Source organism: Rhodovulum steppense (assembly GCF_004339675.1).
GTDB lineage: Bacteria > Pseudomonadota > Alphaproteobacteria > Rhodobacterales > Rhodobacteraceae > Rhodovulum > Rhodovulum steppense.
In genome coordinates this window covers 25,055-45,200 of sequence record NZ_SLVM01000021.1, presented here as the reverse complement: position 1 = coordinate 45,200, position 20,146 = coordinate 25,055, and the positions used below count along the sequence as shown (strand labels likewise).

Sequence of the window (20,146 nt, the reverse complement as noted above, 5' to 3'; positions counted from 1 at the left end):
GAGGAGGGAACGGGATGGCGTCCTATCTGAAGACCACGCCGACGCGGGAGGGATGGTTCGGGGACTATGGCGGCGCAATGCTGCCGCCGCCGCTGGAGCCGCATTTCAAGGAGATCCGCGACGCCTATGACCGGATTTCCAAGTCGGCCGAGTTCATCCGCGAGCTGCGCTATATCCGCAAGCATTTCCAGGGCCGACCGACGCCGGTCTCGCATCTGAAGAACCTGTCGGCGCTGTGCGGCGGCGCGCAGATCTATGCCAAGCGCGAGGATCTGAACCATACCGGCGCGCACAAGCTGAACCATTGCATGGCCGAGGGTTTGCTGGCGCGCTTCATGGGCAAGACCAAGCTGATGGCCGAAACCGGCGCGGGCCAGCATGGCGTGGCGCTGGCGACGGCGGCGGCCTATTTCGGCATGGAATGCGAAATCCACATGGGCGAGATCGACATCGCCAAGGAAGCGCCGAACGTCACCCGGATGAAGCTGCTGGGCGCGACGGTGGTGCCGGTGGGCTTTGGCGGGCGGTCGCTGAAGGAGGCGGTGGATTCGTGCTTCCAGAGCTATCTGGGGCAGGCCGACACGGCGCTGTTCGCCATCGGCTCGGTGGTGGGGCCGCATCCCTTTCCGATGATGGTCAGGAACTTCCAGCATGTGGTGGGCGTCGAGGCGCGCGAGCAGTTTCTGGAACTGACGGGCGAGCTGCCCGACATGGTGGCGGCCTGTGTCGGTGGGGGATCGAACGCGATGGGCCTGTTCTCGGGCTTCATCGACGACGACGTGGCGCTTTTCGGGGTCGAGCCACTGGGCACATCCTCGAAGCTGGGCGACCATGCCGCGACGATCACCTATGGCGAGGATGGCGATATCCACGGCTTTCGCACGATGGTCCTGAAGGATGCGGACGGCAACCCGGCGCCGGTGCATACGGTGGCCTCGGGGCTCGACTATCCGGGCGTGGGGCCGGAACATGCGCATCTGCATCGCACCGGGCGGGTCACCTATACGGCGGCCGACGACAAGGAGGCGCTGGCCGCCTTCTTCGCGCTGTCGCGGCACGAAGGCATCATCCCGGCGCTGGAAAGCGCGCATGCCGTGGCCTTTGCCATGCGCGAGGCGGAGAACCATCCGGGCAAGTCGATCCTGATCAACCTGTCGGGGCGGGGCGACAAGGATATCGACTATGTGACGCAGACCTACGGGTTCGGCGAGAACCTTTAGGCCGATCAGTCCCTGTTCCGGCTGAAAACGCCCGCCGAAACGAAACGCGCCGCCCGGTATCCCCGGACGGCGCAGCTGTCACGCGAAGGGACCGATCTCAGTAGCGGTAATGTTCCGGCTTGAACGGGCCTTCGGGGGTCACGCCGATATAGGCGGCCTGTTCGGGCGACAGCCGGGTCAGCTTGACGCCGATCCTGTCCAGATGCAGGCGGGCGACCTTTTCATCCAGATGCTTGGGCAGGATGTAGACGCCGGGCTGGTAGTCGTCGCCCTTGGTCCACAGTTCGATCTGCGCCAGAACCTGGTTGGTGAAGCTTGCGGACATCACGAAGGACGGGTGGCCGGTGGCGTTGCCGAGGTTCAGCAGGCGCCCCTCGGACAGAAGGATGATCCGCGCGCCCGAAGGCATCTCGATCATGTCCACCTGGTCCTTGATATTGGTCCATTTGTGGTTCTTCAGCGCGGCGACCTGAATCTCGTTGTCGAAATGGCCGATATTGCCGACGATCGCCATGTCCTTCATCTCGCGCATATGCTCGATGCGGATCACGTCCTTGTTGCCGGTGGTGGTGATGAAGATGTCGGCGGTGCCGATCACATCCTCCAGCAGCACGACCTCGAACCCGTCCATCGCGGCCTGAAGCGCGCAGATCGGGTCGACCTCGGTCACCTTGACGCGGGCACCGGCCCCGCGCAGCGAGGCGGCCGAGCCCTTGCCGACATCGCCATAGCCGCAGACGACGGCGACCTTGCCCGCCATCATCGTGTCGGTGGCCCGCCGGATGCCGTCCACGAGGCTTTCCTTGCAGCCATACTTGTTGTCGAATTTCGACTTGGTGACGCTGTCGTTCACGTTGATTGCCGGGAAGGGCAGCAGGCCCTTGGCGTGCAGCTCGTAAAGGCGGTGAACGCCGGTGGTCGTTTCCTCGGACACGCCGCGGATCGCCTCGCGCTGGCGGGTGAACCAGCCGGGGGTTTCGGCCAGACGCTTGCGGATCTGGGCGAACAACGCCTCTTCCTCTTCCGAGGTAGGCACGGCGATCAGGTCATCCTCGCCATTCTCGACACGCGCGCCGAGCAGGACGTAAAGCGTGGCATCGCCGCCATCGTCGAGGATCATGTTGGCGGTGCCCTCCGCGAACTGGAAGATCCTGTCGGTATAGGCCCAGTAATCGACCAGCGTTTCGCCCTTGATGGCGAAGACGGGCACGCCCGCCTCGGCGATGGCGGCCGCAGCGTGGTCCTGGGTCGAGAAGATGTTGCACGACGCCCAGCGCACATCGGCGCCCAGCGCCACCAGCGTCTCGATCAGGACCGCGGTCTGGATCGTCATGTGCAGGCTGCCCGCGATGCGCGCGCCTTTCAGCGGTTTCGTCTCGCCGAATTCGGCGCGCAGCGCCATCAGGCCCGGCATCTCGGTTTCGGCGATGTCCAGTTCCTTGCGACCGAACGCGGCCAGCGAAATGTCCTTGACGATGTAGTCCTGCGCCATTGCGCCAATCTCCTCGTGTGTCGAAGCTCAGGCGGCACATAGCACCGCGCGCCCGGGTCGACAATGCGCGCGCCCCGTGGCAATCGAACGACCGAAGGAGAGCGGAAATGAAGCAACCGCGCGCGTGGCAAAGGATGCTGTCGGGCAGGCGGCTGGACCTGCTGGACCCGACACCCGTGGATATCGAGATCGAGGACATCGCCCATGGGCTGGCCTTTGTTGCGCGCTGGAACGGGCAGACGCGGGGCGACTGGCCCTATTCAGTGGCCGAACATTCGCTGCTGGTCGAGGCGATCTTTACCCGGCTGATGCCCGAGGCGCCGGTGAAATGGCGGCTGGCGGCCTTGCTGCACGACGCGCCGGAATATGTGATCGGCGACATGATCTCGCCGGTGAAGGCCGCGGTCGGGCCAGCCTATGGCGAGCTCGACAAGCGGCTGGCGGCGGCGATCCATATCCGCTTCGGGCTGCCGGCCGAGGTGCCGAAGACGGTCAAGGCCCAGATCAAGAAGGCCGACCAGATGTCCGCCTGGCTGGAGGCGACGCAACTGGCCGGGTTCTCGGAGAAGGAGGCGGACCGCTTCTTCACCGCGCCGAAACCCGGGCTGGTCGCGGGGCTTTGCCTGCATCTGCGCCCGCCGGTCGAGGTGCGCGCGGCCTATACCGCGCGGCACGCGGAATTGCTGGCGCTGCTTTAGGCGCAGATCTGTCCGGCCGCGGCCCCGGCCTGTCGCCAGCCGACGAATTGTTCGCGGGTGAAGGTCAGGACAAGATCGCCCCAGGCCAGTTGCCGCTCGATCCCCTGCGGACAGCCGGTCAGTGGCACGGCGCGGGGCGGCCCCAATTCGCGGGAGAGCGGCGCGATCACGCCGTCGGGCGCACGGCCGAAATCGACGCGCAGGGGGCTGCCGGAAACGGCAAGACCCCCCGCATCGGGCAGGAACAGGGTCGAAACCCGGTCCTGCGGCGGGGCCGCGACGCAGCCCGCCAGCAGAAGGACAAGCGCAGCCGCGCCCGCCCTCACCTCGGGCTGCGCTTGGCGAGGATGCGTTGCAGCGTCCGGCGGTGCATGTTCAGCCGCCGCGCGGTTTCCGACACGTTGCGGTCGCATTGCTCGTAGACGCGCTGGATATGCTCCCACCGCACGCGATCGGCCGACATCGGGTTCTCGGGCGGGGGCGGAAGCGCCTCGCCATCCGACAGCAGCGCGGCGGTGACGTCATTGGCGTCAGCCGGCTTGGACAGGTAATCCGTGGCCCCGATCTTGACCGCGGCCACGGCGGTCGCGATGGCGCCATAGCCGGTCAGCACCACGATCTTGGCATCGGGACGCTTTTCGCGCAGCACCTCGACCACGTCGAGCCCGTTGCCATCCTCAAGCCGCAGATCGACCACCGCATAGGCCGGGGGGCGGGCGGTCGCGATGGCCTTGCCGGCCGCCACGGAATCCGCGGTTTCCGTCTGGAATCCGCGCTTTTCCATCGCCTTGGCAAGACGGCGCAGGAACGGTTCGTCATCGTCCACGATAAGCAGGGTCGGATCGGGGCCGAGATCCTTCAGTTCGCCGTCGGCCATGGGGGCAACCTCCTGATGGGGCCAGACATTTTTTTCCTTGTAGGACGTTAACGCGGATGGGTCAATTTCACTCGGAACGAATCGGCAAAGCAGGCAACCCGGTCCGCCATTTCCTCGGGCGTCATGTCGCGGCCGAAGACCTCGACCACACCAAGGTCCGGAAAGGCGAGGTAGGTAAAGGTGGAATGGTCGATCAGGTAATAGGGGTCTTCCATGTCCTGCACGCTGTAGAAGGTGCGATAGGCGCGGCTGGCGGCGCGCACCTGTTCGGGCGTGCCGGTCAGGCCAAGCATGCGGGGGTGCATGTAGCCGGTGAACTCGGCCAGCAATTCGGGCGTGTCGCGCCCGGGATCGATCGAGATGAAGACCGGCAGAACCTGATAGCCCCGCGCGTCCAGCAGATGCACGGCCTCGGCGTTGCGGGCATTGTCCAGCGGGCAGACATCGGGGCAGAAGCTGTAGCCGAAATAGATCAGCGTCGGCCCGGTGATCACGTCGCGGTCGGTCACGGTGGCGCCGGTTTCGTCGATCAGGGTGAACGGACCGCCCAATTGCGCCGGATCGCCGCCGATCCGACCGCTGCGGCACTGGGCGAACCGGTCGTCACCCGGGCCCATCTGCAAGAGATAAAGCCCGCCGCCGACAAGAGCGGCAAGCATCAACACGATCCCGGCTAGGGCTGTGCGGTTCATGGCCTGGCTCCCCGGAGGCTTCATCTCACATTGATCGGCCTTCCGGCGCGGATTAACAAGGGCGAAGCCCGCAACAGGATCCGTCATGCCCGAGCCCGTTCCCGCCCCCGGCCTCGTGCCGCCCGCCGAGCGCAGCAACTGGATCCGTCTCAGGACGCTGATCCTGCTGCGCTGGGCCGCGATCGCGGGGCAGGTGATCGCGATCGTGGTCGCCGAGGTCTATTTCCAGATCCAGCTCGACCTGGGGCTGTGCCTGCTGGTGGTGGGAACCGCGGTGCTGGCGAATATCATCGCGGTGGCCGTCTTCCCCGAGAACCGGCGCCTGTCGGAAACCGAAACGATGCTGACGCTGCTGTTCGACATCGTCCAGCTTGCGGCGCTGCTTTACCTGACGGGCGGGTTGAACAACCCGTTTGCACTGCTGATCCTGACGCCGGTCACGATCTCGGCCACCGCGCTCAGCCAGCGGTCGACCCTGTTCCTGGCGCATGTGGCCTTTGCGCTGCTCACGCTGCTGGCGTTCTACCACATGCCGCTGGTGACGGCCGACGGCGCGGTGCAGAGCCTGCCGCCGATCTTCCTGTTCGGGTTCTGGGCGGCGCTGGTGATCGGGATCTCGTTCCTGGGGCTTTATGCCGAGCGGGTGATCTCGGAGATGAACAAGATGTCGGACGCGCTTCTGGCGACGCAGATGGCGCTGGCGCGGGAACAGAAGCTGACGGATCTGGGCGGCGTGGTGGCGGCGGCGGCGCATGAGCTGGGCACGCCGCTGGCCACGATCAAGCTGGTCAGTTCCGAGATGATCGACGAGCTTTCCGACCGGCCCGACCTGCGCGAGGACATGGAGCTGATCCGCGATCAGGCCGACCGCTGCCGCGACATCATGCGCTCGATGGGCCGGGCTGGAAAGGACGACCTGCACATGCGCACCGCGCCGCTGGAGGCCATCGTCGATGAGGCCGCCGAGCCGCATGTGAACCGCGGCAAGGACTTGATCTTCCGCTCCGAGCCGATCCATGGCGGGGCGCCGCGCATGCCCGTTGTCTATCGTCGGCCCGAGATCATCCACGGGCTGCGAAACCTGATCCAGAACGCCGTCGATTTCGCCGATACGCGGGTCTGGGTGCTGGCGCAATGGACGCCCGCCGAAATCACCATCCGCATCATGGATGACGGGCCGGGCTATCCGCCGCATCTTCTGGGCCGGATCGGCGATCCCTTCGTGCGCCAGCGCAAGAACCCGCTGCAACAGAAGAAGCGGCCGGAATACGAGGGGATGGGCCTTGGCCTGTTCATCGCCAAGACGCTTCTGGAACGCTCGGGCGCGCAGGTGATATTTGCCAACGGGTCCGATCCGTTCCTGACGGATGCCGACCGGACCGAACAGCGCGGCGCGGTGGTCGAGGTACAGTGGCCGATCTCGGCCATCGGCGTCAGCGCGGAATCCCAACTGGCGGCGCTGGGCGAGAACCTGCCCATCGAAGCATGAACATACGCGGCCATCGCAACGATCAGGACTGCCAAGACGGTGCATTAAGACGACGTTAACCCTTCTGGCGAAAACATGACCCTTGAGCGACAGGCTGTGGGGCAGGATATGACGTTCGACTGGGTGTTCGCGCTGATCATGGGGGTGACGTCGTTGACCACGGCGGCCTTGGCGCTGCTCGTGCTGCCACTCGTGCCGCGTCTGGGTCGGCCAAAACGAACGGCGCGTGCCGAAACGAATATCGTCTTCCTGTTCGAAGGCGATCATCTCGTCGATGCCACGCCCGAGGCCCGGCGCTTTCTGGAGAACGGCCCCTCGGGGCTGTCTGACTGGCATCGGCTTTGCGCACTTGTCGGACCGAGGTTTCCTGGTTTCCGGGATCGGATGGCCCGGCTTGACAGCGAGGGCTGCGCACTGATGACCGAGGCGAGCGGCCCGGCGCAACTGACTGCGACCTGGCTGGACGGCGTGGCCCGTCTGGCACTGCACCTGCCCGAGGCTTTGCAGGACGCGCCCGACCTGCAAAGCCTGGCCGCGATGACCGCGGAACTCACGACCCTGCGCGATGTCGTCGAGGCGATGCCCACCCCGGCCTGGCAGGAGGACGAGCAGGGCGCGGTTGCCTGGGCCAACAGCGCCTATCTGGCGATGGTCCGCCAGCGCCAGAGCGAGGAATCACAGCCAAGCTGGCCGCTGCCTGCGCTTTTCTCGCCCCCCGAAACGGGCGGGCAGGCGCCTCATCGCGAAGTCATCCAGACGGGCGACGGCAGCGAACGCTGGTTCGATTGCGTCTCGGTCATGGCCGATGGCGCGCGGCTTCGCTTTGCCCTGCCCGCCGACGCCGCCGTCCGCGCCGAAACCGCGCTGCGCAATTTCGTCCAGACCCTGACCAAGACCTTCGCCGAATTGCCGATCGGACTGGCGGTGTTCAACCGGGCGCGCGAACTGGTGCTGTTCAATCCGGCGATGCTGGATCTGTTTCACTTCGAGCCCGAGTTCCTGACGGCGCGGCCGACGCTGATCGCGGTGCTTGACCGGCTGCGCGAGACCCGGATGATGCCCGAGCCCAAGGATTACCGCACCTGGCGGGAACAGATCATGCGGCTGGAGCGCGACGCGCAGGACGGCGTCTATTCCGACACCTGGACCCTGCCCTCCGGTCAGGTCTATCGGGTGACCGGGCGACCGCACCCGGATGGTGCAGTGGCCTTCCTGTTCGAGGATATCAGCGCCGAGATGTCCTTGACCCGGCGGTTCCGGTGCGAGATCGAGACCGGGCAGGCCGTGATCGACAGCCTGGACGAGGCCATCGCGGTCTTCTCGGGGGCAGGTGTCCTGACGATGTCGAACGCTGAATATGCCGCGCTCTGGGGCCAGGATCCGATGCTGGTGATGGGGACCACGGACATCGCCGGGGCAACGGCGGTCTGGCAGAAGAACTGCGTTCCCGGAGATATCGGCACCGCCGTCGAACTCTCCCGCATGATCCGGCAGCGAAAGCCCTGGGCGGGCAGCATGGTACATTGCGACGGGCGCCGACTGGCCTGCAGGGTGCGGCCGGTCGGTGGCGGGGCCGTTCTGGTCGGCTTTCGGGCCGACTGCCAGGCCCGCGACGAAGAGCCCGCAGTTTCGCGCGCGGTGGGCTGATCCGGCCTTGCGGGTCGCGGCACGGGGCGTAAGACTGCGCTCATGCCGCACCTCCCTTCCTCCCTTGAAATCCACCTGACGCTCGCCTCCGAGGCCGGGATGCGGGCCTTTGCGGACCGGATGGCCGGGTTGCTGCGCGCGGGCGACACGATCCTGCTGGAGGGCTCGATCGGCGCGGGCAAGACGGCGTTTTCCCGGGCGCTGATCGGCGCGCTGCGTGCCCGCGCGGGCCTGCCGCCCGAGGACGTGCCCTCGCCGACCTTCACGCTGGTTCAGGTCTATCAGGCCGGGCCGATCGAAATCTGGCATGCCGATCTGTACCGCCTGTCCCATCCCGACGAGGTGGTCGAACTGGGCCTCGACGAGGCGTTCGGCACCGCGCTTTGCATTGTCGAATGGCCGGACCGGCTGGGCGATCTTGCGCCGGCGGGGGCGTTGCGGCTGCGCCTTGCGCAGGGCGCGGACGAGGAGAGTCGCGAGGCGGTTCTTTCCTTCTCCGATCCCGCATGGTCGGACCGGCTGGATGCCGCCCTTGCCGAGATCGCCTTCGATGCCTGAGCGTTCCGACGTGATCGCCGCGTTCCTGTCGGGCGCAGGCTGGGACGGGGCAGCGCGCCGTCCGCTGGCGGGTGATGCCTCAAACCGGCGCTATGAACGGCTGACCGACGGGCTGCGAACCGCCGTGCTGATGGATGCGCCCGCCGAGCGGGGCGAGGATGTGCGCCCCTTCCTCGCCATCGCGCGGCATCTGTCCGGCTTGGGCCTATCCGCGCCAACGATCCTGGCAGCCGATCCGGGCGCAGGCCTGTTGCTGCTGGAGGATCTGGGCGACGATCTTTTCGCCCGCGTCGCTGTCCGTGATCCGGCGCAGGAAGAAACGCTTTATGCCGCCGCGGTCGATCTGCTGGCCGAGATGCACCGCACGCCGCCCCCTTCGGGCCTTGGCGCCTATGATGCGGCGACGATGGCGCGGCTCGCCTGCCTGCCCTTCGAGTGGTATCTGCCGGGCATCGACGCCCCCGCCCCCGATGGTTCGTCAGAGGCGTTTCGGGCCGAAATAGAGACGATGTTGGCCGAACATGCGCCGCCCTCCGTGCTTATCCTGCGCGACTATCACGCCGAGAACCTGATCTGGCTGCCCGCGCGGCAGGGGGTTGCGCGGGTCGGTCTTCTGGATTTCCAGGACGCACTGTGCGGGCACCCGGCCTATGATCTGGTCTCGCTGCTGGAGGATGCGCGGCGCGATGTCGATCCGGCGCTGCAATCGCGGATGCGGGCGCGCTATGTCGCGGCGACCGGCACGGCACCCGACGCCTTCGAGCGCGCCTATGCCCTGCTGGGCGCGCAGCGCAACCTGCGCATCCTCGGCGTCTTTGCCCGGCTCTGCCTGCGCGATGGCAAGCCCGGCTATCTGCCCCTGCTGCCGCGGGTCTGGGGGCACCTGATGTGCGACCTGTCCCATCCCGACCTTGCCCCCTTGCGCGCGCAGGTGCTGGACCTGATCCCGTCGCCCGAGCCCGACCGCCTTGACCGGATCGCCCGAAAATGCCCGATGCGCTGATGCTGTTCGCCGCCGGGTTCGGCACGCGCATGGGCGCGCTGACCGCCGACCGGCCGAAACCCCTGATCGCGGTCGCGGGCCGCGCGCTGATCGACCATGCGCTGGATCTGGCAACGGATGCCGGGATCGCCCGGATCGTCGTCAACACCCATTACCGGGCCGAGCAGCTTCACGCGCATCTGTCGGGCCGCGGCGTCGCGATCTCGCACGAGGCGGGCGCGATCCTCGACACCGGCGGCGGGCTGCGCAAGGCGCTGCCGCTTCTGGGCGCGGACACCGTCTTCACGCTGAACAGTGACGCGATCTGGACCGGGCCGAACCCGCTGCGTCGGCTGGCCGACGCATGGGATCCGGACCGCATGGACGCGCTCTTGCTGCTGGTCGCGGCCGACGCGGCGCGCGGCTATCGCGGCACGGGCGATTTCGCGCTGGACGCCGAAGGCCGGGTCAGCCGCGCGGGACCATCGGTCTATACCGGGGCGCAGATCGTCCGGACGGATCTGTTGGGCGACATCGCCGAGGAGACATTCTCGCTCAACCGCGTCTGGGACCGCGCGATTGCCGCGGGGCGGCTGTTCGGCGTCCTGCATGCGGGCGGCTGGTGCGATGTCGGCCATCCGGGCGGCATCGCCGAAGCAGAAGCAATGCTGGCCGGGGCGCACGATGGCTGACAACGGACCCAGCCTGTTCGGCCTGCCGCCGGGCGCCGATTTCCCGGCCGCGTTTCTGGCCGGGCTTGAGAACCGGATGGCCGATGCCCCGCCCGATGCCTGGGCGCGGATGGAAATCTGGGTGAACACCCAACGCATGCGGCGGCGCTTGCAGGATCTGCTGGCCGCCAGCCCCCCGCGGCTTTGGCCCCGCATTCGGCTGGTGGCCGAACTGGGCAGCCATCCGGTGCTGGCCGAGCTGCCCGCGCCCCCCTCGCCGCTGCGCCGCAAGCTGGAACTTGCGACGCTTGTGGGCAAACTTCTGGAAATCGAACCGGAACTCGCGCCGCGCAGTTCGATCTTCGACCTTGCCGACAACCTGGCGCGGCTGATGGACGAGATGCTGGCCGAGGGCGTGGATCCGCAGGCGCTGGACCGTCTCGACATGGGCGATCTGTCGGCGCATTGGGCACGCTCGCGGCGGTTTCTGGGTCTGGTCGATGCCTATCTCGGCCCCGACCCGACGGCGCGCGGCAATGACGGCGCCCGTCAACGGATGGCGGCGCAACGGCTGGCCGCGCGGTGGCGGACCGATCCGCCCGGGCATCCGGTGATCGTTGCGGGCAGCACGGGGTCGCGGGGCGCGACGGCGCTGTTCATGGCGGCGGTTGCGCGGCTGCCGCAGGGGGCGGTGGTCCTGCCGGGTTTCGATTTCGACATGCCGGGCGCGACCTGGGCCAGCCTCGACGAGGCGCTGGCGGCAGAGGATCATCCGCAATACCGGTTCCGCCGCCTGCTCGACGGGTTGGAGATGGACGCGGCGGCGGTGCAGCCCTGGCATGCCGATGCCCCCCCGCCATGCCCGGCGCGCAACCGGCTGGTCTCGCTCTCGCTGCGGCCTGCGCCGGTGACGGATCAATGGATGGACGAGGGTCCGCGCCTCGCGGATCTGGACGAGGCCACCGCCCGCATGGCCCTGATCGAGGCACCCTCGCCGCGGGCCGAGGCGCTGGCCGTCGCCTTGCGGCTGCGCGAGGCGGCCGAGGCCGGACGAACCGCGGCGCTCATCACCCCGAACCGCACCCTGACCCGGCAGGTCGCCGCCGCGCTGGACCGCTGGGGCGTCCTGCCCGACGACAGCGGGGGGATGCCGCTGCCGCTGTCGCCGCCGGGCCGGTTCCTGCGGCAGGTGGCGGCGCTGTTCGGCCAGCGGCTGACGGTGGCGGGACTGCTGGCGCTGCTCAAGCATCCGCTGACCGCCTCGGGCCTGGGGCAGCGGGCGCAGCATCTGCTTTGGACGCGCGAGCTTGAGCTGCATCTGCGCCGTAACGGCCCGGCCTTTCCCGATGGCGCGGCGCTGGGCGACTGGGCGGGCAAGGGGCGTGCGGATGGTCGGGTGGCCTGGGCCGCATGGCTGGGCGCGGCGCTTGACGGGCTGGATCGGGCCGGAACAGAGCCTTTATCGGCCCATGTCGCGCGTCATCTGGCATTGGCCGAGGCACTGGCCGGCGGACATGACGGCACCAACAGCGGCGCGCTTTGGGCCGAGGCTGCGGGCGAGGTCGCGCTTGCCGCGTGCGATGCCCTGCGGGCCGAAGCCGACGCCGGGGGCGAGATGTCGCCCGCCGATTACGCCGCCCTGTTCGACGCCATCCTGCGCGAGCACGAGGTCCGCTCGGCCCCCGAACCGCATCCCGGCATCATGATCTGGGGCACGCTCGAAGCCCGCGTTCAGGGGGCCGATCTGGTGATCCTGGCCGGGCTGAACGAAGGCTCCTGGCCCGAGACGCCCGCGCCCGATCCCTGGCTCAATCGCCAGATGCGCGCCCAGCTTGGCCTGTTGCTGCCCGAGCGGCGGATCGGGCTGGCCGCGCATGATTACCAGCAGGCGATCTGTGCCCCCGAAATCGTGCTGAGCCGCGCGATCCGCGATGCCGAGGCACAGACCGTTCCCGCACGCTGGCTTAACCGGCTGACCAACCTGCTGGACGGGCTGAAGGTCACCGGCGGACCCGAGGCGCTGAAGGCGATGCGGGCCCGCGGCGAAGAATGGCTGCGCCTTGCCGATGCACTGGAACGGCCCGCCGCGCCCATCCCGGCCGCCCCGCGCCCCTCGCCCCGGCCGCCTGTCGCCGATCGGCCCGCGCAATTGTCGGTGACAGCCGTCGAGCGGTTGATCCGCGACCCCTACGCCGTCTATGCCCGCCATATCCTGCGGCTGAAACCGCTCGACCCGCTGATCCACCAGGCCGACGCGCCCCTGCGCGGCACGGTTCTGCACAAGGTTCTGGAACGCTTCCTGGCCGAGCCGCTTGACCCCGATCCGACCCAGGCCGAGGCGCGCCTGATGGCGTTGGCCGATGCCGTTCTGGCCGAGGATGCGCCCTGGCCCGCGGCGCGGGCGCTGTGGCGGGCGCGGTTGGGGCGCGTCGCGGCCGGGTTCGTGCGGGACGAGGCCAAACGGCAAGCCGCGGCGCAGTGCATCGCCCGCGAGCGTTCCGGGGCGGTGACGTTGCCCGACGGGTTCCGGCTGACCGCGAATGCCGACCGGATCGACCTGCGCGATGACGGGCGGTTGGTGATCTACGATTACAAGACCGGCACGCCGCCAAGCCAGAAGGCGATGGAAGTCTTCGACAAGCAGTTGCTGCTGGAAGCCTGCATCGCCGAACGCGGCGGGTTCGAGGGCATCGCCGCCGCCCCCGTGCATGAGGTCAGCTATCTGGGCCTCGGCAACCCGCCGAAAACCGTGACGAACCCGCTTGAAAACGGGCTGGTCGCTCGCACCTGGGCCGAGCTTGGGCGGCTGATCGCGCATTATGCGCGGCCCGAACAGGGATACACCGCCCGCAGCCGGTTGCAGAAGCGGACGGATCGGACCGATTACGACCTGCTGTCGCGCTTCGGCGAATGGGACGAGACCGACGCCCCCCTCGCGATGGAGGTCGGCGGATGAGGCGCCATGATGCGACCGAGCGGCAGGTTCAGGCGGCGGATCCGGCGAACTCGACCTGGCTGGGGGCGAATGCAGGCTCTGGCAAGACGCGGGTGCTGACCGACCGGGTGGCGCGGCTCTTGCTGAACCGGGTGCCGCCGCAGCGCATCCTGTGCCTGACCTATACCAAGGCCGCCGCCAGCGAGATGCAGAACCGGCTGTTCGAACGGCTGGGCGGCTGGGCGATGCTGGGCGATGCCGATCTGCGCCACGCGCTGCACGAACTTGGCGTGGACGGCCCGATAGAGGCCGCACTGCTGCGCGAGGCGCGGCGGCTTTTCGCGCGCGCGATCGAGACGCCCGGTGGCCTGAAGATCCAGACCATCCATTCCTTCTGCGCGTCCCTCTTGCGGCGGTTCCCGCTGGAGGCGGGCGTCTCGCCGCAATTCGCCGAGATGGACGACCGCGCGGCGCGGCGTCTGCGGGCCGAGATCGTCGAGGAGATGGCCGAGGGGCCGGAGGCGGCGGTCTTTGCCGGGCTAGCGCGGTTCCACACCGACGAAGACCTAGACGCCCTGACCGCCGAGATCGCGGGACAGCGCGACCGCTTTTCCGGGGCGGGGGATGCGGATGCGATCTGGCGGCTGTTCGGGCTGGCGCCGGGGTTCGATGCGGCGGCCTTGATGGCGCAGGTCCTGACGGGGACCGAGGCCGATCTGATGGCATCGCTGCTGCCCGCCCTGCGTGGGGGAAGCTCGAGCGATCAGAAGGATGCGGTGCGCCTTGCCGCGCTGGACCTGACCCGGCGCGATCCGACGCTTCTGGCGGGGCTTGAGGCGGTCTTCCTGACCGGCTCGGGCGCCAAGCAGCCGTTTTCGGCCAAGATCGGGGCCTTTCCCACCAAGGCGACGCAGGCCGCCCTTGGCCCCGCGCTGGACGATCTGCACGCGCTGATGGCCAGGGTAGAGGCCGCGCGCCCGCACCGCGTCGCACTGGCCGCCGCCGAACGGACGCTGGCGCTGCACCGCTTTGCCGCCGCGTTCCTGCCGCGCTATGCCCAGCGCAAACAGGCCCATGGCTGGCTCGATTTCGACGACCTGATCCTGAAGGCGCGCGCGCTGCTGACCGATCCGGGTGTTGCGCAATGGGTGCTGTTCCGGCTAGATGGCGGGCTGGACCACATCCTGGTGGACGAGGCGCAGGACACCAGCCCCGCGCAATGGGCAGTGATCGAGTTGCTGGCGCAGGAGTTCACCGCCGGGCGCGGCGCGCGCGAAGGGGTCGAGCGGACGATATTCGTCGTCGGCGACAAGAAACAGTCGATCTATTCCTTCCAGGGCGCCGATCCGGGCGGGTTCGACCGGATGAAGGCCGCCTTTGGCGAGCGGTTGCGCGGGATCGACCGCGCGCTGGTCGATCTGACGCTGGACTATTCGTTCCGGTCCTCGCCCGCGATCCTGAACGTGGTCGATCTGACCTTTCCCGAAGGCGCGCGGCAGGGGCTGGACCGGGACATGCTGCACCGGGCGTTCCATGCCGATCTGCCGGGGCGCGTCGATCTCTGGCCGGTGGTCGAGGACAGCGAAAAGCCCGAGGCGGGCGACTGGGCAGAGCCGGTCGACATGCTGGCCGAGGAGCATCACACGGTCCGGCTGGCCCGGCAGGTGGCGGGCGCGATCCGGGGGATGATCGACCGGGGCGAGACGATTGCGGTCAAGGAGCAGGGCGGCTTCAGGCGGCGCAAGCTGCGCGAGGGGGATTTTCTGATCCTGGTGCAGCGGCGGTCGGACCTGTTCCACGAGATCATCCGCGCCTGCAAGGCCGAGGGGCTGGATGTGGCGGGCGCCGACCGGCTGAAGATCGGCGGCGAACTGGCGGTGCGCGATCTGACCGCGTTGCTGTCCTTTCTCGCGCTGCCCGAGGACGACCTGTCGCTGGCCTGCGCGCTGCGCTCGCCGCTGTTCGGCTGGGACGAGGCAGCACTTTACCGGCTGGCCGCGGGGCGAGGCCATGCCTGGCTGTGGCAGGCGCTTCGCGATGCGGATTGGGCCGGAACAGAGACGAAATCCATCCTGACCGCGTTGCGCGACGAGGCCGATTTCCTGCGGCCCTACGAATTGCTGGAACGCATCCTGACCCGCCATGACGGCCGCCGCCGCCTGATCGCCCGACTGGGCGACGAGGCCGAGGACGGGATCGACGCGCTGCTCGCGCAGGCGCTGGCCTATGAGCGGACCGAGGTACCCTCGCTGACCGGGTTCCTGGGCTGGCTTGAAAGCGACGAGGTCGAGATCAAGCGCCAGCTCGATTCCGCGGGAAACCGGCTGCGGGTGATGACCGTGCATGGCGCCAAGGGGCTTGAGGCGCCGGTGGTGATCCTGCCCGATACGGCAGCCCGGCAAGTGCGCATCCAAGACCAGCTATACCTGCTGGAAAATGGCAGCATCGCCTGGAAGACGCCCGCCGAGGACCGCCCGCCCGCGCTGGCCGCGGCGCATGAGGCGCGGGTGCGGCGCGAGGAGGAGGAACGCGCCCGGCTGCTTTACGTCGCGATGACGCGGGCCGAGCAATGGCTGATCGTCGCCGCGGCGGGCAAGCTGACCAAGGAAGGCAGCGATTGGTACAGCCGGATCGCGGCGGGGCTGGACCGCGCGGGGCCAGTGACCTGGGATTTCGGCTTTGCGACCGGGCAGCGCTACGAGCTGGGCGATTGGGGCGGCGCCGCGGCGGACGAGCGCCCGGCACCGGCGCCGGCCCTGGCGCTGCCCGATTGGACGCAGCGCGAGGCCGTGCGCCCGCCGCGCCCGGCGCAGCCGCTCTCGCCGTCTGATCTGGGCGGGGCCAAGGTGATGCCGGGCGAGGCTGGCGGGCTGGCGGCCGAGGCGGCGATGGCGCGGGGCACATGGCTGCACCTGCTGCTGGAACACCTGCCCGATGGCCCGCCTGCCAACCGCCCGGCGCTTGCCCGCGCGCTGCTGTCCCGCTGCGATCCACCCGCCCCCGAGGCCGGGATCGACAGCCAGCGCGCCGAAGCCGAGGCGCTGCTGGCCGATCCGCGGCTCGCTCCCGTCTTTGCCCCCGGCACGCTGGCCGAGGTGCCGTTTTCCGCCGACCTGAACGGCCGCCCCCTGCGCGGCACCATCGACCGGCTGATCGTCGGAGCCGATCACGTTTGCGCGGTCGATTTCAAGACCAACGCCCTGATCCCCGACCGGCCCGAGGATGCGCCCGAGGGGCTTTTGCGGCAGATGGGCGCCTATGGTCATGCTCTGGCAGCGATCCATCCCGGCAAACGGATCGAAACTGCGATCCTGTGGACGCGCACGGGGCTGCTGATGCCCATCCCCGAGGCCCTGGGCAAGGCGGCGCTTGCCCGCGCGGCCCTGCCTTGACGGCCCATCCCCCGCTTCTTACTGTCCCGCAACGATCGCAGGTTCCAAGGAGAGACCCGATGCCGACCCATGCCGTCACCGACGATACCTTCGATACCGAGGTGCGCAATTCCGACATCCCCGTGGTTGTGGATTTCTGGGCGGAATGGTGCGGGCCCTGCAAGCAGATCGGCCCGGCGCTGGAAGAACTGGCGGACGAGTACGAGGGCAAGGTCAAGATCGTCAAGGTGAACGTGGACGACAACCCAAACACCCCCGCCCAGATGGGCGTGCGCGGCATCCCGGCGCTGTTCCTGTTCAAGGACGGGCAAATCGTCTCCAACAAGATCGGCGCCGCGCCCAAGGCCGCGCTGAAAGGCTGGATTGAAGAGTCGGTCTGAGCCGACACGCCGGGGACTGAGACAATGGGGCGCTGCGGCGCCCCTTTCTGTTGCGCGCCTTGTGGGGCAGCATCGGGCACATATATGCGCCGAAGCGCAAGGCACGGAGGGCGCCCATGGCAAGAGACGAGTTTCCCGGCTGGCACGGCACGACGATCATCGGCGTCAAGCGCGGCGGGCAGGTGGTCATCGCGGGCGATGGGCAGGTGAGCCTGGGTCAGACCGTCATCAAGGGCACCGCGCGCAAGGTGCGCAGGCTGTCCCCCGGCGGCTATGACGTTGTGGCGGGCTTTGCCGGATCCACCGCGGATGCCTTTACCCTGCTGGAACGGCTGGAAACCAAGCTGGAAGCGACGCCGGGCCAGTTGCAGCGCGCGGCGGTGGAACTGGCCAAGGACTGGCGCACCGACAAGTACCTGCAAAAGCTGGAAGCCATGCTGATCGTCAGCGACGGGGCCGAGTTGTATGTCATCACCGGCGCGGGCGATGTCCTGTCACCCGAACATGACGTGGCGGCCATCGGCTCGGGCGGGAATTACGCGCTGGCCGCTGCCCGCGGGCTGATCGAGAACACCGAGCTTTCGGCCGAAGAGGTCGCCCGCAAGGCCATGGCGATCGCGGCCGATATCTGCGTCTACACGAATGGCAACCTGACGGTGGAGACGATTTCGAAATGACCGACCTGACCCCCCGCGAGATCGTCTCGGAACTGGATCGCTTCATCATCGGGCAGAACGACGCCAAGCGCGCCGTGGCCGTCGCGCTGCGCAATCGCTGGCGGCGCAAGCAATTGGCCGACGACCTGCGCGAAGAAGTCTACCCCAAGAACATCCTGATGATCGGCCCCACCGGCGTCGGCAAGACCGAGATCTCGCGCCGCCTTGCCCGGCTGGCCCGCGCGCCCTTCATCAAGGTCGAGGCGACCAAGTTCACCGAGGTCGGCTATGTCGGGCGCGACGTGGAACAGATCATCCGCGATCTGGTGGACAGCGCGATCGCCCAGACCCGCGACTGGATGCGCGACGAGGTCAAGGCCGCGGCGCATCTGGCCGCGGAGGAACGGGTGATCGAGGCCATCGCCGGGACGGACGCCCGCGAACAGACGCGTGAGATGTTTCGCGGCAAGCTGAAACGCGGCGAGCTGGACGAGACGATGATCGAGCTTGAGGTGGCGGACACCTCGAACCCGCTGCCGATGATGGAGATCCCCGGAATGCCACCCGGCCAGGGCGGCGGGATGATGTCGCTGGGCGATCTGTTCGGCAAGGCGTTCGGCGGGCGCAGGGTGCGGCGCAGGATGACGGTGCGCGACAGCTACGAGATCCTGATCTCGGAAGAGGCCGACAAGCTTCTGGATGACGAGACGGTGACGCGCACGGCGCTGGAGGCGGTGCAGGAAAACGGCATCGTGTTCCTGGACGAGATCGACAAGGTCTGCGCGCGCTCCGACACGCGCGGCGCCGATGTCAGCCGCGAGGGGGTGCAGCGCGACCTGCTGCCGCTGATCGAGGGCACGACGGTTTCCACCAAGCACGGCCCGGTCAAGACCGACCATATCCTGTTCATCGCCTCGGGCGCCTTCCACATCGCCAAGCCGTCCGACCTGTTGCCCGAATTGCAGGGCCGGTTGCCGATCCGGGTCGAGCTGCGCGCGCTGACCGAGGCCGATTTCGTCCGCATCCTGACCGAAACCGAAAACGCGCTGACCCGGCAATACGCGGCCCTGATGGAGACCGAGAAGGTCAATGTCACCTTCACCGAGGATGGCATCGCGGCGCTGGCGCGGATCGCGGCCGAGGTGAATGAAAGCGTCGAGAATATCGGCGCGCGGCGGCTTTACACGGTGATGGAGCGGGTGTTCGAGGAACTGAGCTTCACCGCCCCCGATCGCGGCGGCGAGGCGGTTGAAGTGAATGCCGATTTCGTCGAGAAGAATCTCGGGGCGCTGACACGGTCGGCCGATGTGACGCGCTACATTCTCTGATCCCGGCCGCTGGGGCTGCCCGTGCTGCGACAGATCGCCATGCTCCTGTGCCTTGTCGCGCTGGCGGGCTGTGCGGCACGCGGTATGGTGGCCATGGCGCCCGAAGCGACACCCGGGACGGTCGAGCGGATCGTCTATGTCGGCACGACGCGCATGGCGGATGCCGGGCGGCTGTTCGCAAATACCCGGTCCGAAGAGCTCGACTTTGACGCGTTCACGGTTTCCATCCCTCCGAACCGGGCACCGGGCGAGATAGCCTATCCCAAGGGCCAGCCCGATCCAGGGCGCCAGTTCCTGATGCGTTCGGCCCGATTGTTCGATCACCCCTCCGCTTTCACCGCGGCACTGGCCCGCGATATCGCCGCACGGCCCAGGGGAAAGCGGGCGGCGGTCGTTTTCGTCCATGGGTTCAACACGAATTTCGCCGAAGGTCTCTATCGCTCGGCGCAGCTGGCCCATGATTTCGGGATCGAGGGGGTCGCGGTGCATTATTCCTGGCCCAGCGCCGCCAGCCCCTTCGGCTATGCCCATGACCGCGACAGCGCGCTGTTCGCGCGCAGGGGGTTCGCCGAATTGCTGGAGGCGCTGATCGCGGCCCGCCCCGACGAGTTGCTGATCGTTGCCCATTCGATGGGCGGCCTGCTGACGATGGAGACCCTGCGCCACATGGCGCTGGCCAACCCCGGGCGCGTCGCACGCGAGATCGACGGGCTGATCCTGCTCTCGCCGGATATCGACGTGGACGTGTTCCGCGCGCAGGTCCGCGATATCGACGCGATGCCGCAAAGCGTGGTCGTCTTCACCTCGCAACGCGACCGGGCTCTGTCATTGTCTGCCCGGCTGTCGGGCCAACGAGACCGGCTGGGCAATATCCGGAATGTCGCCGACGTGGCCGATCTGAATGTCACGGTGTTGGACGTGACCGGGTTCTCGACCGGGATGGGCCATTTCACGGCCGGCACCTCGCCCGACCTGTTCCGGTTGCTGCGCGACGTGCCGACGCTGCAACAGGCGTTCGACTCGGGCGCGGCCGGGCGGCCGGGGTTGTTGCCGGGCACGGTCATCACCGTGCAGAACGCAACCGCGGTCATCCTGTCGCCTCTGACCGCGCTGGCCCGGCAATGACGGC

The 20,146-nt window shown here is 68.1% G+C and carries 17 protein-coding genes; 13 read left to right on the top strand and 4 right to left on the bottom strand.

The features are described 5' to 3' along the window. The first annotated feature begins 14 nt into the window (after positions 1-14). On the top strand, positions 15-1,220 hold the full coding sequence (trpB, locus tag EV216_RS13460; protein WP_132696055.1) for a tryptophan synthase subunit beta: 1,206 nt from the start codon (positions 15-17) through the stop codon (positions 1,218-1,220). A 97-nt stretch (positions 1,221-1,317) separates the two neighbouring features. Here trpB and ahcY read toward each other — a convergent pair whose 3' ends face one another. Further along, positions 1,318-2,712: an adenosylhomocysteinase gene (ahcY, locus tag EV216_RS13455; protein ID WP_132696054.1), complete on the bottom strand. Its 1,395-nt coding sequence runs from the start codon at positions 2,710-2,712 to the stop codon at positions 1,318-1,320. 107 nt (positions 2,713-2,819) lie between these two features. Between ahcY and EV216_RS13450 the strand changes: the two genes are divergently transcribed. After that, entirely contained in the window at positions 2,820-3,410 is a 591-nt protein-coding gene (locus tag EV216_RS13450) for an HD domain-containing protein (RefSeq protein WP_132696053.1), read from the top strand. On the opposite strand, the gene EV216_RS13445 is transcribed toward EV216_RS13450, so the two are convergent. The 3 genes from EV216_RS13445 to EV216_RS13435 are packed head-to-tail and all read right to left on the bottom strand — an operon-like array spanning position 3,407 to position 4,979. Then, a complete protein-coding gene (locus EV216_RS13445) occupies positions 3,407-3,736 on the bottom strand; it encodes a hypothetical protein (RefSeq protein ID WP_132696052.1) in 330 nt (109 codons plus the stop codon). The genes EV216_RS13450 and EV216_RS13445 overlap by 4 nt on opposite strands. Continuing rightward, positions 3,733-4,287 carry an ActR/PrrA/RegA family redox response regulator transcription factor gene (locus EV216_RS13440; protein WP_132696051.1) on the bottom strand — a complete coding sequence of 185 codons (555 nt, stop codon included), beginning with the start codon at positions 4,285-4,287 and terminating at the stop codon, positions 3,733-3,735. Before EV216_RS13440 ends, EV216_RS13445 begins: the two co-directional genes overlap by 4 nt. A 47-nt stretch (positions 4,288-4,334) precedes the next feature. Then, the gene (locus tag EV216_RS13435; RefSeq protein WP_132696050.1) at positions 4,335-4,979 is read right to left on the bottom strand and encodes an SCO family protein; all 645 of its coding nucleotides are present in this window, start codon (positions 4,977-4,979) and stop codon (positions 4,335-4,337) included. Positions 4,980-5,064: 85 nt separating this feature from the next. On the opposite strand from EV216_RS13435, the gene regB reads away from it, so the two are divergent. From regB to EV216_RS13380, 11 genes are all read left to right on the top strand, one after another. Continuing rightward, positions 5,065-6,468, top strand: a complete 1,404-nt coding sequence (regB, locus tag EV216_RS13430) for a sensor histidine kinase RegB (protein WP_132696049.1) — start codon at positions 5,065-5,067, stop codon at positions 6,466-6,468. A gap of 108 nt (positions 6,469-6,576) precedes the next feature. After that, positions 6,577-8,115: a PAS-domain containing protein gene (locus tag EV216_RS13425; RefSeq protein ID WP_165899248.1), complete on the top strand. Its 1,539-nt coding sequence runs from the start codon at positions 6,577-6,579 to the stop codon at positions 8,113-8,115. Positions 8,116-8,157: 42 nt separating this feature from the next. Further along, on the top strand, positions 8,158-8,673 hold the full coding sequence (gene tsaE, locus EV216_RS13420) for a tRNA (adenosine(37)-N6)-threonylcarbamoyltransferase complex ATPase subunit type 1 TsaE (protein WP_132696047.1): 516 nt from the start codon (positions 8,158-8,160) through the stop codon (positions 8,671-8,673). Next, positions 8,666-9,676 (top strand): aminoglycoside phosphotransferase family protein, encoded by a 1,011-nt coding sequence (locus tag EV216_RS13415; RefSeq protein ID WP_132696046.1) that lies wholly within the window; start codon positions 8,666-8,668, stop codon positions 9,674-9,676. Before tsaE ends, EV216_RS13415 begins: the two co-directional genes overlap by 8 nt. Further along, positions 9,661-10,347, top strand: a complete 687-nt coding sequence (locus EV216_RS13410; protein WP_132696045.1) for a nucleotidyltransferase family protein — start codon at positions 9,661-9,663, stop codon at positions 10,345-10,347. The genes EV216_RS13415 and EV216_RS13410 overlap by 16 nt, the downstream gene beginning before the upstream one ends. Next, positions 10,340-13,282: a double-strand break repair protein AddB gene (addB, locus tag EV216_RS13405; RefSeq protein WP_132696044.1), complete on the top strand. Its 2,943-nt coding sequence runs from the start codon at positions 10,340-10,342 to the stop codon at positions 13,280-13,282. The genes EV216_RS13410 and addB overlap by 8 nt, the downstream gene beginning before the upstream one ends. Then, positions 13,279-16,653: a double-strand break repair helicase AddA gene (addA, locus tag EV216_RS13400; protein ID WP_132696043.1), complete on the top strand. Its 3,375-nt coding sequence runs from the start codon at positions 13,279-13,281 to the stop codon at positions 16,651-16,653. The genes addB and addA overlap by 4 nt, the downstream gene beginning before the upstream one ends. Before the next feature lie 59 nt (positions 16,654-16,712). Continuing rightward, entirely contained in the window at positions 16,713-17,033 is a 321-nt protein-coding gene (trxA, locus tag EV216_RS13395; RefSeq protein ID WP_132696042.1) for a thioredoxin, read from the top strand. 116 nt (positions 17,034-17,149) lie between these two features. Next, positions 17,150-17,710, top strand: a complete 561-nt coding sequence (gene hslV / locus EV216_RS13390) for an ATP-dependent protease subunit HslV (protein ID WP_132696041.1) — start codon at positions 17,150-17,152, stop codon at positions 17,708-17,710. Then, positions 17,707-19,017 (top strand): ATP-dependent protease ATPase subunit HslU, encoded by a 1,311-nt coding sequence (gene hslU, locus EV216_RS13385; RefSeq protein ID WP_132696040.1) that lies wholly within the window; start codon positions 17,707-17,709, stop codon positions 19,015-19,017. Before hslV ends, hslU begins: the two co-directional genes overlap by 4 nt. A gap of 21 nt (positions 19,018-19,038) precedes the next feature. After that, on the top strand, positions 19,039-20,142 hold the full coding sequence (locus EV216_RS13380; RefSeq protein WP_132696039.1) for an alpha/beta hydrolase: 1,104 nt from the start codon (positions 19,039-19,041) through the stop codon (positions 20,140-20,142). Positions 20,143-20,146: the final 4 nt, after the last annotated feature.

Bases quoted from the DNA above. Each gene is read 5' to 3' on its own strand.
- trpB (WP_132696055.1), top strand. From the start codon at position 15: ATGGCGTCCTATCTGAAGACCACGCCGACGCGGGAGGGATGGTTCGGG.
- ahcY (WP_132696054.1), bottom strand. From the start codon at position 2,712: ATGGCGCAGGACTACATCGTCAAGGACATTTCGCTGGCCGCGTTCGGT.
- EV216_RS13450 (WP_132696053.1), top strand. From the start codon at position 2,820: ATGAAGCAACCGCGCGCGTGGCAAAGGATGCTGTCGGGCAGGCGGCTG.
- EV216_RS13440 (WP_132696051.1), bottom strand. From the start codon at position 4,287: ATGGCCGACGGCGAACTGAAGGATCTCGGCCCCGATCCGACCCTGCTT.
- EV216_RS13435 (WP_132696050.1), bottom strand. From the start codon at position 4,979: ATGAACCGCACAGCCCTAGCCGGGATCGTGTTGATGCTTGCCGCTCTT.
- regB (WP_132696049.1), top strand. From the start codon at position 5,065: ATGCCCGAGCCCGTTCCCGCCCCCGGCCTCGTGCCGCCCGCCGAGCGC.
- EV216_RS13425 (WP_165899248.1), top strand. From the start codon at position 6,577: ATGACGTTCGACTGGGTGTTCGCGCTGATCATGGGGGTGACGTCGTTG.
- tsaE (WP_132696047.1), top strand. From the start codon at position 8,158: ATGCCGCACCTCCCTTCCTCCCTTGAAATCCACCTGACGCTCGCCTCC.
- EV216_RS13415 (WP_132696046.1), top strand. From the start codon at position 8,666: ATGCCTGAGCGTTCCGACGTGATCGCCGCGTTCCTGTCGGGCGCAGGC.
- EV216_RS13410 (WP_132696045.1), top strand. From the start codon at position 9,661: ATGCCCGATGCGCTGATGCTGTTCGCCGCCGGGTTCGGCACGCGCATG.
- addB (WP_132696044.1), top strand. From the start codon at position 10,340: ATGGCTGACAACGGACCCAGCCTGTTCGGCCTGCCGCCGGGCGCCGAT.
- addA (WP_132696043.1), top strand. From the start codon at position 13,279: ATGAGGCGCCATGATGCGACCGAGCGGCAGGTTCAGGCGGCGGATCCG.
- trxA (WP_132696042.1), top strand. From the start codon at position 16,713: ATGCCGACCCATGCCGTCACCGACGATACCTTCGATACCGAGGTGCGC.
- hslV (WP_132696041.1), top strand. From the start codon at position 17,150: ATGGCAAGAGACGAGTTTCCCGGCTGGCACGGCACGACGATCATCGGC.
- hslU (WP_132696040.1), top strand. From the start codon at position 17,707: ATGACCGACCTGACCCCCCGCGAGATCGTCTCGGAACTGGATCGCTTC.